Below are 16,198 nucleotides of genomic sequence, written 5' to 3' on the forward strand. Positions count from 1 at the left end.
GTCTGCCCGACGTCCAGTTTTTGGAGTCCCCAAAAGGAGTAGCTCCATGTTGCTTTGTGAGGCCCCCCAAGTCCTTTCCGCAGAGAGGGCGCTGGACTACGTAGACCTGATCACCCGGGCCGGTCTGGCCAAGGACCTGATCGGCAAGATCAACTTGCACTACCTCCTCCATGAGGACGGGTGCCCTGGGGAGGTCGGTGAGGAGTGCACCTGCGGCCTTGTCGTGGCCTTCGTAGGGTCCTCCGCGATGGTCATGGTGGACAGTCACTACGCCTACCGGACCGATCCGATCAACTGAGTTTTGTCAGGCCCTAAAGGCCGGAGGATGAGGCTGATCCTGATAGGATGGCTTGAGGCTCTGGACTGGCCGGGGCAGCCAAGGAGATGGTGATGAGCAATGCGAGGCAACCCGACCATGGCCTGGTCGCCCACATCTATGCGGCGGCGGCCGCGCAAGCGATTTCCCGGCAGGAGGGACCTTCTTTCGAGGAGATCCTGGCTCAGTCTATTCAGGCTGCAAGGGTCTTCGCGCAGGAGATGGCGGGGCGAGACAGCAAGCAGTTCAACAACTGGCTTGGTTCCCTGCCCGGCATGAAGTGATGATTGGCACCGGCCGCCCCGTAGGCCGGTGCTGCCATCGAACCATCAAGGAGACGGAATGGGTGATTCCGATTGGCTAGCCGCCCAGGCCGAGCACGAGAAGAACAGCCGGCTCTATGGTGGGAAGCCTCCGCTTCGACCGGTGTGGCGTGCACTGCTAGCTGCGCTGGCGTGGTCCGTTGGCTCTGTTGTCGCCTTATCGGCGGCTCTCGGCCTTGCCGGCTTTCTTCTGGTTCGGTATGGCTCTGACGAATACGTGCTGGTCTGCGAAGGGACAGTCTCCGCTGATGGTGGTGGTGTAGTGCCAGCAACCATGTACGCAGAGATACGCGAGTTTGGGCAGATCATTCGGCTTTGGAACAAGGATGCGGGAACAGTAAGGATGGAGATCCCCAATGACTTCTATGACGCTGGCCAGCTTCGCCCTGCCGGCAGTCTTACGTCCATTTCCACTTACACGGGGCTCTCTGGGCACTTTTCGGACCTGAGCGGCGCCTTGGCCATGCGTATGGGGAAAGGCCGAGAGTTCCAAGGGCGGTGCGTGCGCCGTAGTCAGCCCGTTAGTTAGTCCGCTGAGCGGCAGTGCCTGCCGGAGGACTTCGAGGGAAGGGCAGAGGTGGCAAAAGAAGCAACCGGCGAACCCTGGAAGGCCTACGACCTGCACTACGGGCTGGGCGGGTGGGCACTGCCAATGTGGCCTGGTTAGCTGTTTCAGCAACGGCCGGTGGGTGGCTGAGGTGGACATGTTTCACTCAGTCATAAACCAGCACTCGCTGAACTAAGCTACTTCCGGGTCTCCTTGCAGACGTACATATCCCACTCCTTTTCGTACCGGCAGCCGACGCCACATTCGTAGCTCCCGAAGTCCTCGGTTTGATGCTGGGAGGCCAATTGCCGCAGAGCGCCAATAGAGGCGGCTTGGCACTGCTCGAAGGACTCGTAGCGGCCGAAGATCGCCTTGGAGGCGTCTTCGGCCGCCAAGGACCTCCCTGGCGGGTAGACGAAGGCGGTCCATGTTTCGGACTGCCTGGAGCATCCCCCAAGCAAGACAAGGCAGGGCAGGAAGATGAGCCGCAGTCTACGCATGGCCGGATCCTTGGCGTTTAGGGGTAGCCTACCAGCACCCGCAACTCGGCATTGGCCACGTCTGACGAATGCAGGGCTTAGGTAGGTTGCACTGCAGGTGAGCAAGTTGCAGCAACCGTAGCGCAGCTACTGAGCGGGCTTCCCGATGGCTGGATTAGGCACCGGCCTTCTAAGCCGGCGGTTACAGGTTCGATTCCTGTCGGGCGCGCCATTGGAATCAATGGTTTGAGGCATTTTGTGGACGGGCTCCCGAAATCCTTCCTGAAATGGCAAATTCTGAGGCCCCACTCGCAAGGGCATTCATCTTTAGGCTACGATACAGTAGGCAGGGTCTGCCTTTGATCTGAATATTAGGACTTCGTTTATGCCCGTGGAACTGAGCCAGTGGCTCCCCCAAGTGATTCGCGCCACCGCGTTCTTCGCGCCGAGTGCGGCGGGGGAGGGGCGAGCAGAACCTGAGTTGGACGAGGTCTATCCCGACGTAGAAGTGGAGTCGAAGGAAATCCGAAAGCCTCTTGGCGAGACTCAGCAGCTAGGGTCGCTGGGTGTCGGCAAGATCACTGTCGCGACGGCCCCAGGTCGGGCGGATTTCGTCTGGAAGGTCGAAGAAGAGGAGGCGCCGCTGCAAAGCCAGAGCTTAGGCGATCTCAAGAGCGCCCTGGCGATCTTCTTGGATCCTGTATGCGGCTGGTTGTCTCAGCAGAGCGATGTGACTCGTGTAGCCGTTGGCGTACATGCGCTGCTACCTGCCAGCGACAGAGACTCTGCATACGCTCAAATGAATGAATTGTTGCCTGAAGTTAATCTAGATCCGAAGTCATCTGGAGAGGTGATTTTCCAAATAAATCGGTGGTTCACCCTTGAGGTTGATGGCGAGAATATTAGATGTAACCGTATCTCTCGCTGGGCAACCATCCACAACTTCGTGAACCAATTGAATGTAGTTGGTGGCATCCCTCATCCGGGCCCCAAGATTGCAGAGAGCTTTTCGGTTACCTCTCAGTTGGATTTCAACTCGTCTGCTGAGCGAACTGTTCCCCTTAAATCTGCCGATGCAGTCGAATTGATCCGGAATCTTGCGAAAGAAGCGACGGAGACGCTTGTCAATGGAAAGATCTCTCAGTAGCAGCTTAAGCGCGCCCACAAAGCGTTTGTCTACGAGTTCCGCTCAAAAGGAGGCCCTGCCGGTCGTTACCCGAGACGGGCGGAACGACCCTGCTACTTGGTCATTCATCATTCAAGATCCGGCAGTCTCCACGGGCGCCAGTTCAGCGAAGCCAAGCGCGGCCGGATCAAAAGCTTATTCTATGGCTGCTCGCATGCTTCGAGCTGCTCTTCGTTCGCCATGGGAAGCGACGGGGAATCATCGTCCCGTAAGCATTCTGTACAATTCTTCCTATACGGCTTGCCAGTATTCCGAGGCTGATGCTGTCGTTCAAGCGACACGTGAGATTTTTGTCGCGATGAGTGCGCTGAAGGATGACGACCTTGATAGTGGATATCGCTTAGATGTTGTCGCGGAAGTCATCGATCATCATTTGAACGATGGACTTTCCTTGGGGGGGGCAGTGGCGCGCGCATTGCACACGTCGACGGAGTCTTTGACAGATGAGGTCCGGGCGGCCGTTGTGCGCTACTTGGCGTTACCCAACGTGCCCGTTTCGTTGTCGTCCAGAAACAATCTTTTCGTTTCTCTGCTGGATAGCGACAACGACGAGCAGCGATTGGCAGCAATTCGATCGTTAGAGGAAGTTGGTGATTACGGGGTCGTTTCTTCTCTTGAGGCGTCTAAGTCAAGAATGAAATCGGATCGCCTCCGAGCAGAAATTGAGCGTGCTGTGCAAACAATTGAGAGCGCACATGGAGTTGCTAAGAATACTGCGCCGTGAGATTTGCTTTCGGCAGGTTATAGAGGGTGAGCTCAACGAGGATTCACTTTGTGGATCTGCTGTTCGAAATTTTGAAGTTCATCAGAAGTATGGTGCTATCTCCTTTTATTCGATGGGGTCAGGCGATCAGCCCCTCGGGTTGGAGCGCATTGCGATGGCGGTCACGGTTGGCACCCAAAAGCTCGATGACGTCGCCTACTGTGTCGTGGATGATGGTCAGCTTCAAGCTCTCGGGCTTGAGGTGAATCTCGACGGTGGGGGCACTACAAAAATCGCCAATGTCGACAAGAATCATGTCAGCGTGAAGCAAGTCACGCTGCGACGACTTGTTGGCATGACCTTGGAGTGCGCTCGCCGCGTCGGCGTTAAAGATCCGACAGTGGTAGCAAGGGGAAGAGTTGCTTTCGAAGTAGATCAGGCGCTTAAGAGCAACGAGCTGGATCAAACAAAGTTTGACCCGAAGTTTGCAAGGGCACTTTCTGAGGCTCGGAAATCTAATCCTTACAAAGTCGCAATGAGAGGGGCGGGCTAACGTCCTGCACCTCTCACTCTTGATTGCCTTTACGTTCGGTTGGCCGCGAATTCTCTTCCAGCTCGCGCTCCTGCCTGTGTTGTGATTCGTTAACTACTGGTAATGAATGGTCATAGATGTGCATCATTGCATTTGTCTTGTGGCCACTTGCCAGCTTTCTACCACCTTGAGTATCCGTTACGCCGCGGTGCTTCAAACTGTGAGGGCCAAACCGCTCGTCCTGGCCTAGGATTCCGTCCTTCACAGCATTGCGCATCGTGCGCCGGGCGTAGAAGAATCTGGGCTTGCCTTTACGCCAGGGGCTCCAAGATCGATGCAGCACAAGGGGGTTCGAGTCCTATTTTTTTGGCGGGCGACAGGGGCAAAATCCTGAGCTAGGCTGAGAGGCGCCACCTCATCCAAGGGCGCGGTCATGAACGAGAACGACAGCCTAGTACCATTTGAACTCAGGGCGATAAATGCGAGTGCCGTGGGGGAACTCCTTGGGGTGACGCCTAGAACCGTTCTGGAAACGGTCGCGTGTCGTCCAGACTTCCCTATCAGAGTGTCGATGCGACCGGCAACATGGGTTGCCGGTGAAGTCCTCAAATGGCGAGACACTAACCGAGCCGGTCTGCGAGGTCGTCGGCGTCGCAAGCCTTAAGCCACGTTGTGCGGCTGGAAACGCTGGGGAACGGTTGTCGAACCCTGCTAGACCGTTACGTCACAGTGACGTCACCCGTGACGTAACGGCGAACGCGTTCTATGTGTGGAAGCCGCCTCGAGCAATTGCTCGACTGACATCCAATGCGTTCGCCATGCTTGACCGATGCGTTCGCAATGCGTTCGCATCGATTTCGGATGCGCTCGCATTGGCTACTCCCCATGCCAAATGGCCGACGGGGTTCTGTAGGGTGGCGAGGTAGCGACACACGTCGGGCAGAAGGGGCGGCGGCGGATTAGGTCCGCGCTCGAATCTGATCTGTGAGCAGCGCGAGCGCTTGCTGCAGGGCCGCCGTGTAGATGGCGCCACCATCCCCGGAGTGCTTCTCTGCAATCCCAGGAAGCAACTGCGCCCACACGCGGCAAAGCTCCTCCGGTCTGGGATGGGTGATTACCGCTGCACGAAGTCCGTACTCGAACGCCTTCAAGTAGCCGCGATGGGCCTCCAAGGACGTCTCGCAGGCCTCAAGTCGCTGCAGCATTTCGGTGGTCGCTTCTGACATCGGCGTCTCTAGACAGGTGGCTGAATAGCGGAGATAGTCGGCAGAAGCCTACGGATCCGCGCTATGAGCATCCTCAACGTTCTTTTGCGACCTGACCAGCTTCTCGTCGCGGTCGATACCTTGGCCGAGGACGCACTCACGGGGGCTCCATCTTCAGGGGCGAAGCTGCTCTTGATTCCGCAACACAATCTGCTCTTGGCAGCTCGCGGCTCCACACAGTTCTTCCTCAGGATGTACGAGTTGTCCCTACAGGCCAGCTTCCGGGCCGACTTCACCATGGAGCAGCTGATGAGGGAGCTGGGCCTGGTGATCGACAAGCTTTGGCCCGTCTACGAAAGGGCAGCGATCGATGCCGGCCTACCTCGATCCGCGCTTGGCACCGAGCTTGTTCTCGGTGGTTGGTCGTCGAAGAGCGGGCGGATGGTGGCAACCGCCTATGCCAAACACGACAGCGCTGCCTCGGCGATAGTCCAACCTCTGGACGGCGGGCTCGCATCTCCAGGCGAGCCGCTGGAAGGGCGGCCCGACAGTTTTGAGCTCGTAGACGTGCTGCAGGCGGGGCGCCTCCAAGCGGAGTGGCTTAATCAGGCTGTCGGCCGCCAAGTGGCAGGCGGTAGGCTTCTGGTTGCCTCGCTAGGTGAACACCAAGCGGTTGTCCAAGACCTAGGAACGCTTTAGGTCGTCGGGCACGATGCCTGCAAGTGCCAGCGCACGATCGCGCCGCATCTGTTCTTGCCAGTGGATTCGGGCATCCTCAAACGTCAGCACGTCGCTTGCCTTGCACACTAGGCAGGTGAGCTTCACGCCGCCCTCTGTGTCTTCAAGGCCGCAGCCTTTGGACATTCTCGATTCGTCCCCGCATGCCGTGCATTTGGACTGAAGCGAGGCGATCCCTTCCATCGTTCCGTTGAGTTGGAGAGTGGGCCTGATCCGCAGGATCCGGAAGACTTGTGTATTCGTCATGCGTGTAGATCACAAGGCGTCTGGTGCCTTGATCCTACATATAAATTGTTAAGAATGGTTCTCTTGACAGGGTGCGCAATGTAGAGGTGGGGCTTAGGTATGGAGCTTGCGAGACAGTCGAGTGGTTCGCACGAGTGGTTCGCAGCACCTGCGACGGGTCTCCGTATCCTTCGGCCATGCTTCCTTCTCACGGCTACCAAGGCTTCCGCTCAGCGCTGCCACCCTCTGGCTGGGTCCAGCTGAGGGATACCTGGGTGCTGTGGTGGAGCGGCCGGCAGATCGCCCAGGTTTCGCCAGCGAAGGAGCGCGGGGTGCGTGTGCACCTCGATGCCCGGAAGATGTGGCAGACCAAGGATGTATGGGCGGCGAGCATCGACCAGGGCAAGCGCTACGCCGAGCGGTGGTGCGCGGCCAGGCTCTACCCTGAGATGCGCCTGCGAGCCGCTGTGGCTAGGATGGTGGACGACAGCCCGAGGGAACCTCTACCTCTACCTCCGCCGCCCGGCCTCCCGCCGACACCCGAGCAGCTGCAGCAGGCTCGCCGCTTGGCCGAGGCCGGATTGAAGGAGCTAGAGCGGGTCAAGGAAGCCCTGGAGCCATGTCGGCCGCCAGCGGTGACCAAGCCCAGGATGAAAGACCCGATGAAGGCTTGGCTTAGGGCGGATGGGACGCAGCCGACGAGGTGGCAAGCAGGCTTGCAGGTGGTGCCGCGAGGCCTTTCCACCTGATTGGAGGGGCCGGGAACAATCTCCGGCGTCGGACGAGCGGGCCATAGGCACGGAAGATCTGCAGACGGACTACTCCGGCTCCCGGACATCTCCGCCACACGGACTACTTCTTTTTTCGACGCACAGTCGCAGTCTTGGCAGCTGACTTGGTTCGCTTCGTCGCCAGTAGTTCTGCAATCCGCTCCTCAGCAGATGATGTGAGTGGCTTGGTGAAAGATGCTTTCGGGACGACCGGCATGGGCGGGGGCACGTACCGAGACCGCTGCCACCATGCCTCTAGATCGGCGGCATGAATTCGATCCGATTTCGCGCCCTGCCCCAGACGCATCGCGGTGAGCTGGCCATCATTGATCGCGCTGCGAAGGGTTCGAGGGTGGCATGCACAAAGCTCAGCTGCCTGAGCGAGCGTCATCAGCTTGTCAGCCAGATCCATCAGCCCTTTCCCCTTCGTTGGTCATAGCGCCTCAGGCGGGCAAGAGCCTCTTCCACCTGCGCAGACCTTGGGGGAATAGATGGAGTGTTGGAGCCAACACGCCCACGCGTGGTCCAGTCGCTGGCGTTGTGAATAGCCCGATAGAGTTCACTCTTCTCATAAAGCTGCTTGCCCATGAAGTTCCTAGGGACAAGGCCGAGATCGGGAGCGTTCTTCCGGAACTGGCCGGACGACACGCCGCAATAGTGGGCCGCCTCGTCAACGGTGAGCCACTCCTTGCCCGAAATATCGAAACGAAGGACCGCCAACTGCTGGCGGAGAGCTTTGATCTCGTCCTGCAGGGAAATTTCGGGTTCAGAGGTGTCCATCTAGATCTCCGCCTACACGTGTCCCCGAACACCCTGCCACAGCACGAGCTACGCCGGAACCCCGCAGATCAATCAACGGGATTTCAAACCCATAACACGATAGGGAGAGGCCGCAGCCTCTCCTCTATGCCGGCGCAATGCCGGCTCCCTACTGACTAGGAGCTTATCGTGTTCATCGAACGACCCCATTCCCCTCTCGAGTACCTGGCCGCCTTCGCGGTTGTCTTTCTGACTGCTCTGTTGGCACGGAACAGCGCCGACTGAGTGACCTGCGGGGCGCCATCCTGGGCCCCGCGACTTGGAAAGTTGGATCCCCCCCAAAAAAACAGTTATATCCCCCTCTGCCTGCATTCCTTTAATTTCAACAGCTTATCGGCGTGAAATTGGGTGACTGTTCGGAGGGGCTGGTATGCGCCGCCAACGGCTACGTACGCTCGCCTCACTTCCACAGAGCAAGAAGGCAATGGACAAGGACTCTCCTTCACACATCCGGATGCTCCGTCGCGCCGAGGTCCAAGCGCGGCTGGGCATCGCAAGGTCGACTCTCTACGCCTACCTCAACAAGCGCTCACCGAGCTACTTGCCGGCGTTTCCCAAACCCATTCGTCTCGGCTCAACCGTAGGGTTCATTGAGCACGAGATCGAGAGCTTCGTTGTCGGCCTGATGCAGGCAAGGGAGGGGGCGCCGGAAGAGCGCTAACTTTCCACGGACGAGCATTGGCTCTTCCGTCCTCTTCACCCCCAATAGTGCCGCATTTCCAGGGAGAAATTGCCACGCGGCTGGCGCAGAATAGTAGGAATGAATGTTGTTATATGTGAGTCGCACTAGTTGGGCAAAACGGGTATCACTATGAAAACTGCTAGTGGTCTAATGCACCAGCGGGCGTACGTCTGGGGAGAGGATGGAACGAGGTACATCACCCACCAGTTGGATGCCGTATTCGAAGTAAAGCGAATCGTTGACATGATGGGTAAGCTCATCGGCAGCAAAGGCCCGCTCTTCCGCTGCTACAAGCACGCTGGCTGTGATTTTGTAGAGCGTACGCGCATTGGTGATGCGCTTGTCCTTTGCCTGAAGTCGGATCTGCGCGTGATCGACGAGCAGTTTCCGCAGCATCGCCACAGCCCGCTTTTTATGCTTTTCAAGCGGTTCTTTGGTCACATCTATCCAATGGGGCAGCGGCTTTGGCCTGAGGATATCGCGGTCCTGGACGCGGCTATTGCAGAGGCTCGTGCGCATGGCAAAGGAAAGGAGCTGCAGACGCACCTGAAGCACATGAAACGCAGCGAGCGTTCGAATTCAACGGCCTGTGAGACTCTGCTTGAAGGGTTGCGACGGCGCTACTCAAAGCTGCTGGTGCTAAGGGTGGACTTCGAGTACTTCTCGACCTACTGCCCGGGCGTGGGATTCCGGGGACAAGCAATGACCCTGGATGAGGCGAAGGCTCATCGAGACAAGCTCCTCAAGTATCTGCGCAAGGGGCCGTACGGGAAGCACCTCGCGGGCTACATGTGGAAGATGGAGTATGGCTTCGAGAAGGGCTATCACTTCCACATGGCTATCTTCTTCGACGGCCAGCGCGTAGCCAAAGATATCGTGCTGGCAGACGTCCTCGGTAGGCACTGGCAGAACGAGGTCACCGAAGGCAAGGGTATGTACTTCAATTGCAACAAGAGCAAGGAGGACTACGAGCGTTGCGGCATCGGCATGGTCAACCGCATGGATGACGTGAAATGGTCATATGTGGAAGAAGCAATGCGTTACCTGACCAAGGTCGACCTGTACCTGCGCTTCCAAGCTGGCAAGCGAACCAGGACGTTTGCCACCAGCAGCGCGTCCACTGGGCGGACCAAAGCGCCGCCTCAGGCGCCCGTTCCTACCATTGGCATGCAGCTCCGCCCTGCGATTTAGCGGCGGGCACAAACAAGCCAACGGTGGCGTGGGCCCCAAGCACCTTACTGGGCCGGCAGGACAATGCCCTGACGGCCCTTCTTGTTGCACGCAGGCGGCCCCTGCGTACGCTGATTTAAGGTCGGCCCCCGTCGTGCTGCCGCTTGGCTTGACCGGCATGTGCTCGGGTCAAGCCCTAAGGGCAGCCGTACGTATAGTGAGTCGTTTCGCGAGTCGGGCCTGCGGGGAGTTGAAATAAAGGCAAATAGAATCAGTGATTTGCAATTACATTGCGGTTGCTGGTGTTGCTTAGGCCAGGAAGGTAAGAGTGTGGCTACATGCCACTCGGGCCAAGCCGAATCCACTGAATCTCATCAGCTTCAGGGCTGGGAGTGATAGGTGTCCGCCGGTCAGTGACGTACCTACCTGAAAATGTTTGGCGATAAGTGGCGCAATGGGTAGCGTTGCAGATCAGATAGGTTGTTCCCGATGCCCATGCGAAAATTGGGAGCCGGTCGATCAATCCACGAGAGTTCTTGATGTGTTGCACAGTTGCGATATCTGGGAGAGGGGAGGCTACGCCACAGTCGGTGTCGCATACGTATGGGCCACGTACAAACTCTAGTGATTTGAATGCAAACGCTATTCCTGCCGCAAGGACAAGAATTAGAATGGCTTTTCTGCGATCTATTCGAAGAGCTCTATTGTCGATAGCCTGATTCATGAATCTCGCCCTTTAGAAATCTCTAGTTCTCGTGCAGTCTGCTTTGCCTGCGAAGAGTTGGCCTGCATGGCTAGTTGGACGCTGTTGCTACATGAGTGGGCGTTCTGTCATGTGCATGGTGTGGTGCATACCTGTCGCTTGAGCTTGGCTACCGTGAAGGCCATAACAGCCACTGCCAAGGGAGCCGGGAGTGAGCTGATCGCGATCAAGTAGATACCCTCCCAACCTACGATGCCGCCCTGGATGACGGGCACAAAAGCGCTTGCCACAAAGCTGACGCTTGCTCCCATAAGCGCGGCTCTCCATGCCGTGGAGCCAAGAAGACCCGAAGCAAAGGCCACTGCAGTCATGAAAGCCACAAAAAAAGCTGCAAGTTCCATCGGCTGCAACTCCTAGAGGGTTGATGGTTCCTATCTCTCGCCCGTTTCCGGCCCCCGCGTAGGAGGCTGTGGCGTGACGGACGATCTGGAGCGGGGGCGCGAAGCGCAGAGGCGGGCCCCTGTCGCGGCGGCCGGTGCAGCCGCCGCATGCAGCGATCTTTGGTGATCAGTTTTCGTGAGTGGGGCGACCGGGTTTAATGGGCGAAGGCCCGCCGACGCTGACGCTGCCAGTCCGGCCGCCACCGCCGCCGCCATAGCTCCCACTCGAAATTGGCCCGGAATAGCCGCCACCGCCACCGCCACCGCTGGCTGCCTTTTGAGTCCCGGGGACTGGCTTGACACAGACAGAGCCGGCCAGGCAAACGACGGCACCTTCTTCAACGGACCCATCACCCCAAGTGACTTTGATCTTGCTGCCGATAGGCAGGGATCCCAGTCCATGTGTAATTCGGTACATGCCAGCCAAGCCTGTAAGGCCGGCAATACGCAGTTCTGCCATCTCGAAGGCGGATAGTGACTGTGCTGCGGGCACTTGGTTGTAAGGATATGCGGCGGCGTTGATCGTGACCGTCGCGGCGGCGACGGCAAAAGTGGTGAAGATCAAGCCGAAAAAGCTCCACTTCTTCCTTCTGGAAACTCGGGTCATCAGAATTCCTTTTGTAGATTTTCTAGGGTTTTTTATCTACAACTTTCAACACTTCTCTTATTGCTTTATCCAGCGAATCCTGTTGACCGGCTGGTACAGCGTGGGTCCTGATGGTCTCTTCAAAATTTCCGTTTCCACACATTCCCGTATTTACACAGAGCGAATCCGTCCGGTAAGAGGCGGGGCCGCAATCAGCGCCCATTCGACATGCGGCTATACCCCACGCATAGTTCGCGTATGGCCCAGTGGAGATTGATTTGAATTCGGACAGGTCGCTCGATTCCGGCGCAAGTGCAAGCAGGTCGCCAAGTGCAAAGATCGCTTCCGGGTCAGCAGAATTGACTACGTCACGCGCGAGGTCTTTATATTCTTCATCCTTGAGGTCACTCCAGCTTTTGGAAGCCAAAGCGACCTTGGAGTAGGCGTCACCCTGGTGTGCGGCTCGCTGGAACCAGCCTGTGTATGCTTCTTCTGGTATGACTTCTCCGCCATCCAAAGCCGAACAGGTGGTCGAGAATCGCTTCTTTATATCGTCGTAGGAGCTCTCTGCAACGCCACGAATGCGCGCGTATGCGTCCAGCATCGCGTACATGTTCGACGGGGAAATGCTGAAGCTTGAACAGCGTTGATAGAGCTCCGCCAAGTCTCGTTGCGCGACTGCGTCGCCAGCTTCTGCCCGCGATCGAAGTTCGCTGAACTTGGTGCGCGCCGATTTGGAGTCGGCAAGACTCCAGAGGTATGAGTGGGCGCTGCTTTGGGGGTATGAGCGTTGCGTACTCGGAACTACCGAACGCTCCGGGTGGGACCGTTCTACGATCGGTTCAGGGCTGAGTGGGTGCGCTGTCTGTTGCGATACTACATACCAAGCTAGCCCACCGGCGAGCACGAGCAGGAATGACCAGGTTGCGATTCTCAGCTTCTGAGGCATTTGTTCTCCTTCCATGAACTGGATGTTGATCTAGCTGCAGAGCATCTCTAATGCCGCATGGCACATGCTGCGTGCTGTAGCGTTGACGTCTAGGACTTGGGCTATTGGTGCGAAGAAGTCGGGGCGGCAGAAGGGCCGCCCCTGCGTCGTCATCAGCCCAGTGGCGCTCAGAAACGGACGGACCACCGTGCGTTCGCGCCGTGGTCGCGGCTTTCACTGCCGAACTGGCCGCTGTAGCCCAGTTCCAGCTGCTGACGCGGGCTCAGCCACGCCGACAAGCCCACTTCAGCCACCACCGCGTTGTCAGCAATGGGAGCGCCGCTGACTGCAAACGAGGTGCCACCGTTGACGAAGGCGAGGTTGGCCACCTGGCTGCGGTCGCCAGATGCTTGGCGGTAGCCCACCGCACCGCGTAGGTGCAGCCAGCTTTCCTGCTGGAACGAGGCCTTCAGTCCCTTGTCGAAACGCAGACCGGCGGTGGCTACGGTGGTGCCGGTGTCGTCGACCTCGCCTTGCAGCGCCGCTGCACCTCCGCGTTCGTTGACGCGCTTCAGATCCACCTCCACACGCGCAACCTGCAGATACGGCTCCAACCCGCCCTCCGGTCCGCCGAAACGATAACCGGCTTCAAGGAAAGCTTGACGCGTGCGACCGTCATAGCGCGCGCTCAGGGTGTCGCTGAAGCCCGCGAATGCCACTTCGCGGGTGCTGTCCACTTCGTGCTTGCTCCAGGCCACGCCGCCGCGCAGGCCGAAGCCGCCCCAGTTGTGGCTGGCGTAGGCGCCGAAGTGGGTGTTGTCGATCTTCGACTTGGCACGCCGGCCATCCTGCTGCTTCACGTCGGTGCGGCCGGTGCCGGCCAGCAGGCCGACCTGCCATCCATCGAACTCGCGGTCGATGCCGACCAGCAGGCCGTTGCTGTTGGCTTCGGTACGTGCCGTTTCGGCATTGCCATCCAGCTTGCCGTTGCCACCGATCGCCTGTACCCAGACCCCGGTGGCATCGCCTGCCTGGGCACCGGGCGCGGCTGCACCGGCACGGCGTGACAGCGCGGCATCTCGCACATAGCGACTGCTCTCGACCAGGGCCAGTGCGGTGGCCGGGTGCAGCTCGCCGCTGAGGCCATCGAGCACGCCACCGACCTGCTGGGGGAACAGCTGGGTCAGCGGCTTTGGCAGGCCCTGGGCGATCGGCAGCAGGTCGGCCGCCGCCGCCACTGCACGTTGGTTGGGCGTATGGGCGGCGGTGGTCAGCGAAGCGCCACGGGCGACATCGATCCGCGCAGCATTGCTCTCGTAGGCAATACTGAACTGCAGGAAGGGAGAGAAGGAGCTGAAATCGGTCTTGGCGAACTGGCCGCCAATACCGCCTTCAGCGCGCAGGATGTTGAACTGCTCGCCGAGGTAGTACACGCCAGGTGCTGGCAGCGCGGCCAAAGTGCCATCGAGAACGGCGGTCCCTGTTACATGAAGCTGATCGCTTCCTCCGCCCGGGACCAATTCCGCTGCATAGACGCCGGTCGCACCCTGCACGTAGTTGCCATTGATGGTCAGCGTGCCGATGGAATTGCCTGGCGCGATGATGCCGTCCACGCTGGTGTTGCCGAGCGTGCCGATGCCCTTCAGCAGGCCGTTGGCGCCGACCGTGGTGGTGCCGCCGCTCTGCGTGCCGTTGAAGGAGACCACGCCGCCGTTGACCACCAGGTTGCTGTCCTTCAGTACGCCGCTGGCGCTGATCGTGCTGACGCCGCCGGTGGTGTTCAGTGCGGTGGAAACCATAGTGCCGTTGAGCAGGAACTGGCCATTCTGCACCTCGACCGCCGAGGTGAGGGCGTTGCTGCCGTTCAACTCCAGCGTGCCCTCGCGCAGCACCGCACCATTGAAACTGTTGTCGCCGCTCAGGCGCAGCCAACCGATGCCGGACTTGGTCAGCTTGCCGGGGCCTGTGATGTCGTTGGTCCAGTCGTCCCAGGCGTCACCTTCCCAGACTTTCAGGCCGCCGGCCTTCTGGTTCATCACCACGTCGGTGTCCACGCGCAGCGAACCATAGCCCTCGATGGCCTTGCGCAGATCGACCATGCCCCAGCCATAGACATCGTCCACTCCCGGCGTGCCGAGGTCACGCGCCGTTGTCAGCAGGACGTCGCGCACCTGCGTGTTGTCCAGATAGGGGAAGCGCTCGAACAACAGCCCCAATGCGCCCGTGATGTGTGGAGCGGCCATCGAGGTGCCACTCTTCTTTTCGTAGTCGTACTTGGGGTCTTCCTTGGTGATGATCAGGCGGGTGTAAGTTGAGGTCTTGTCCAAGCTTCCTTGGATATCACCAGAGACGATAGTGCTATAGATATCAGTGCCAGGTGCGGAGATGCACCAATTGGCTGCGGCGCCACAGATGCTGGATCCGCTGGAGATCGTAAAGTCGGTTTCGCTTTTGGCCGCATCCGGCTGTCTCACGTTGGCAACAGCCAACCAGTAGGGTTCGATCTCTGGATTCCAGCGTGGCAGCGAAGCGGTTACGCCAGCAAATGCACCACTGCCATTGCCAGCCGACCAGACCTGAATCAGTTGCGAGCCAGGCTTGGCAGCTGTGCTGTTATGGATGCTGGCGTAGACAGCGTAATCGGCTTCAATAGGCTTGTACTGAGCATCGAGCTCCGCAGCCGTTTTACTGCTGGTGGGAAGGCCCCAGCTGTGGTTGATTGCACGCACGCCTTGCTTCTCGATCTGCGTGTACATGTCCAGTATGGAGGAACTACTGGGGTCGGAGCGACTCACAATGTTCGCAGTGTAATTAGAGCTGGTAGGTGTTTTCTTGTCCCATTCATAGTAGCTGTCACCGAATACGCGTGCGACGACTAGGTCGGCATCAAATGCCACCCCATGCATACCGGTTCCGTTGCGACTGGCGCCAACAGTGCCCGTTACGTGTGTTCCGTGGTCGGCGTATCGGAAGCCCCAAGCCGCCTTTGCAGCTATGATTCTTGCTTGTAACGTTGCGGGTGCGCCGGATCCGAGCCCGTAATAGTTGTATCCCGGCTGGTCGCCTCGGGTCTGGCTGCAGACTCCGGTCCCTCGGACAGTACCTGGCGAGGCGCAGTCTGGACCGATGGTGACGCTGGAGGTGTTGCGACCAGCGAACTCTGGGTGGGCCAGTGCCGAGCCGGTATCGAACACGGCCAAGCGCACGCCCTTCCCCGTTAGGCCGCGTGCATAGGCATAGTCGGCACGCATAGCAGCCAGACCCCAGTCTTCCTTGAATTCCTGGCTGTGCCAGCTGCTCGGATCGCCCGGATTGCCAGAGATCGACGTACTGGTGGTTACTGGTGGGGAAGTGGCGCTTGCGATTGCAGCGGTTTGTAGGTGAGCGTCCGGAGTTTGCGTCCAGGCAGCATGGAGCTGGCGCTGCTGTTTCCAGATTTCAAGAGACACGCTTGCTTTGGACGGTAGTGCTGCTGCCAGCAGTAGTGAGCCGGCGATAGCAGTCGCCAGAAGGCTGGGCATCGGAGAACGATGTGCACGGTCATGCAGCGGACGAGTCATCAGGCAGCTTCCTTGAGTAAGAGAACATCGGGAATGTGAACGACACTTCGGTGCCAAGCACTCGGGCTCGTGGCAACTGGCCCCAAGACGCTGGCTCCCGCGCCGTCCAAAAAACGGAACTGCGAGTTCGAGACCCTGGTCCATCCGCGCATTTATTCATGCCCATTAATAAACGGCAGAAATTCATGGCTGGGCCACCCCATTCAAATATGTGACGGCGATCAACCGCAATAGACGTAACGCACTTGCAATGTTATTTCATAACAAATTAAGATTGTTCATGTGC

The 16,198-nt window shown here is 58.7% G+C and carries 16 protein-coding genes and 1 tRNA gene; 10 read left to right on the plus strand and 7 right to left on the minus strand.

Features of this window, described 5'->3' with window-relative positions; genetic code table 11:
• The first annotated feature begins 46 nt into the window (after positions 1-46).
• The 6 genes from H3005_RS00290 to H3005_RS00315 all read left to right on the plus strand — a co-directional run bounded on the left by H3005_RS00290 (position 47) and on the right by H3005_RS00315 (position 4,107).
• Positions 47-298, plus strand: coding sequence for a hypothetical protein (locus H3005_RS00290; RefSeq protein WP_191077360.1), 252 nt, complete (start codon positions 47-49; stop codon positions 296-298).
• A gap of 92 nt (positions 299-390) precedes the next feature.
• The gene (locus tag H3005_RS00295; RefSeq protein ID WP_191077361.1) at positions 391-600 is read left to right on the plus strand and encodes a hypothetical protein; all 210 of its coding nucleotides are present in this window, start codon (positions 391-393) and stop codon (positions 598-600) included.
• A gap of 1,219 nt (positions 601-1,819) precedes the next feature.
• Positions 1,820-1,897, plus strand: a tRNA-Arg gene (locus H3005_RS00300).
• Between the two features lie 153 nt (positions 1,898-2,050).
• A complete protein-coding gene (locus H3005_RS00305; protein WP_191077362.1) occupies positions 2,051-2,812 on the plus strand; it encodes a hypothetical protein in 762 nt (253 codons plus the stop codon).
• Positions 2,813-3,005: 193 nt separating this feature from the next.
• Positions 3,006-3,575, plus strand: coding sequence for a hypothetical protein (locus H3005_RS00310; protein WP_141134221.1), 570 nt, complete (start codon positions 3,006-3,008; stop codon positions 3,573-3,575).
• Positions 3,547-4,107 carry a hypothetical protein gene (locus tag H3005_RS00315; RefSeq protein WP_141134220.1) on the plus strand — a complete coding sequence of 187 codons (561 nt, stop codon included), beginning with the start codon at positions 3,547-3,549 and terminating at the stop codon, positions 4,105-4,107. Before H3005_RS00310 ends, H3005_RS00315 begins: the two co-directional genes overlap by 29 nt.
• Before the next feature lie 938 nt (positions 4,108-5,045).
• Here H3005_RS00315 and H3005_RS00320 read toward each other — a convergent pair.
• Positions 5,046-5,312 carry a hypothetical protein gene (locus H3005_RS00320; protein WP_191077363.1) on the minus strand — a complete coding sequence of 89 codons (267 nt, stop codon included), beginning with the start codon at positions 5,310-5,312 and terminating at the stop codon, positions 5,046-5,048.
• A 63-nt stretch (positions 5,313-5,375) separates the two neighbouring features.
• Between H3005_RS00320 and H3005_RS00325 the strand changes: the two genes are divergently transcribed.
• Positions 5,376-5,990 carry a hypothetical protein gene (locus H3005_RS00325; protein ID WP_191077364.1) on the plus strand — a complete coding sequence of 205 codons (615 nt, stop codon included), beginning with the start codon at positions 5,376-5,378 and terminating at the stop codon, positions 5,988-5,990.
• A 461-nt stretch (positions 5,991-6,451) separates the two neighbouring features.
• The gene (locus H3005_RS20870; RefSeq protein ID WP_223879980.1) at positions 6,452-7,003 is read left to right on the plus strand and encodes a hypothetical protein; all 552 of its coding nucleotides are present in this window, start codon (positions 6,452-6,454) and stop codon (positions 7,001-7,003) included.
• 103 nt (positions 7,004-7,106) lie between these two features.
• Here H3005_RS20870 and H3005_RS00330 read toward each other — a convergent pair whose 3' ends face one another.
• Positions 7,107-7,436 (minus strand): helix-turn-helix domain-containing protein, encoded by a 330-nt coding sequence (locus tag H3005_RS00330; protein ID WP_223879981.1) that lies wholly within the window; start codon positions 7,434-7,436, stop codon positions 7,107-7,109.
• Positions 7,436-7,804, minus strand: coding sequence for a hypothetical protein (locus H3005_RS00335; RefSeq protein WP_191077365.1), 369 nt, complete (start codon positions 7,802-7,804; stop codon positions 7,436-7,438). The genes H3005_RS00330 and H3005_RS00335 overlap by 1 nt, the downstream gene beginning before the upstream one ends.
• Before the next feature lie 463 nt (positions 7,805-8,267).
• On the opposite strand from H3005_RS00335, the gene H3005_RS00340 reads away from it, so the two are divergent.
• Positions 8,268-8,504 carry an AlpA family phage regulatory protein gene (locus H3005_RS00340; protein ID WP_191077366.1) on the plus strand — a complete coding sequence of 79 codons (237 nt, stop codon included), beginning with the start codon at positions 8,268-8,270 and terminating at the stop codon, positions 8,502-8,504.
• Between the two features lie 267 nt (positions 8,505-8,771).
• Positions 8,772-9,716 carry an inovirus-type Gp2 protein gene (locus H3005_RS00345; protein WP_191077367.1) on the plus strand — a complete coding sequence of 315 codons (945 nt, stop codon included), beginning with the start codon at positions 8,772-8,774 and terminating at the stop codon, positions 9,714-9,716.
• Between the two features lie 810 nt (positions 9,717-10,526).
• Here H3005_RS00345 and H3005_RS00350 read toward each other — a convergent pair.
• From H3005_RS00350 to H3005_RS00365, 4 genes are all read right to left on the minus strand, one after another.
• A complete protein-coding gene (locus H3005_RS00350; protein ID WP_191077368.1) occupies positions 10,527-10,799 on the minus strand; it encodes a hypothetical protein in 273 nt (90 codons plus the stop codon).
• A 166-nt stretch (positions 10,800-10,965) separates the two neighbouring features.
• Entirely contained in the window at positions 10,966-11,445 is a 480-nt protein-coding gene (locus H3005_RS00355) for a hypothetical protein (RefSeq protein WP_191077369.1), read from the minus strand.
• 22 nt (positions 11,446-11,467) lie between these two features.
• Positions 11,468-12,373, minus strand: coding sequence for a hypothetical protein (locus tag H3005_RS00360; RefSeq protein WP_191077370.1), 906 nt, complete (start codon positions 12,371-12,373; stop codon positions 11,468-11,470).
• 167 nt (positions 12,374-12,540) lie between these two features.
• Complete coding sequence (locus H3005_RS00365) at positions 12,541-15,912, minus strand: autotransporter serine protease (RefSeq protein WP_191077371.1); 3,372 nt, start codon at positions 15,910-15,912, stop codon at positions 12,541-12,543.
• Positions 15,913-16,198 lie beyond the last annotated feature (286 nt).

The organism is Stenotrophomonas sp. Br8, from assembly GCF_014763005.1.
GTDB lineage: Bacteria > Pseudomonadota > Gammaproteobacteria > Xanthomonadales > Xanthomonadaceae > Stenotrophomonas > Stenotrophomonas lactitubi.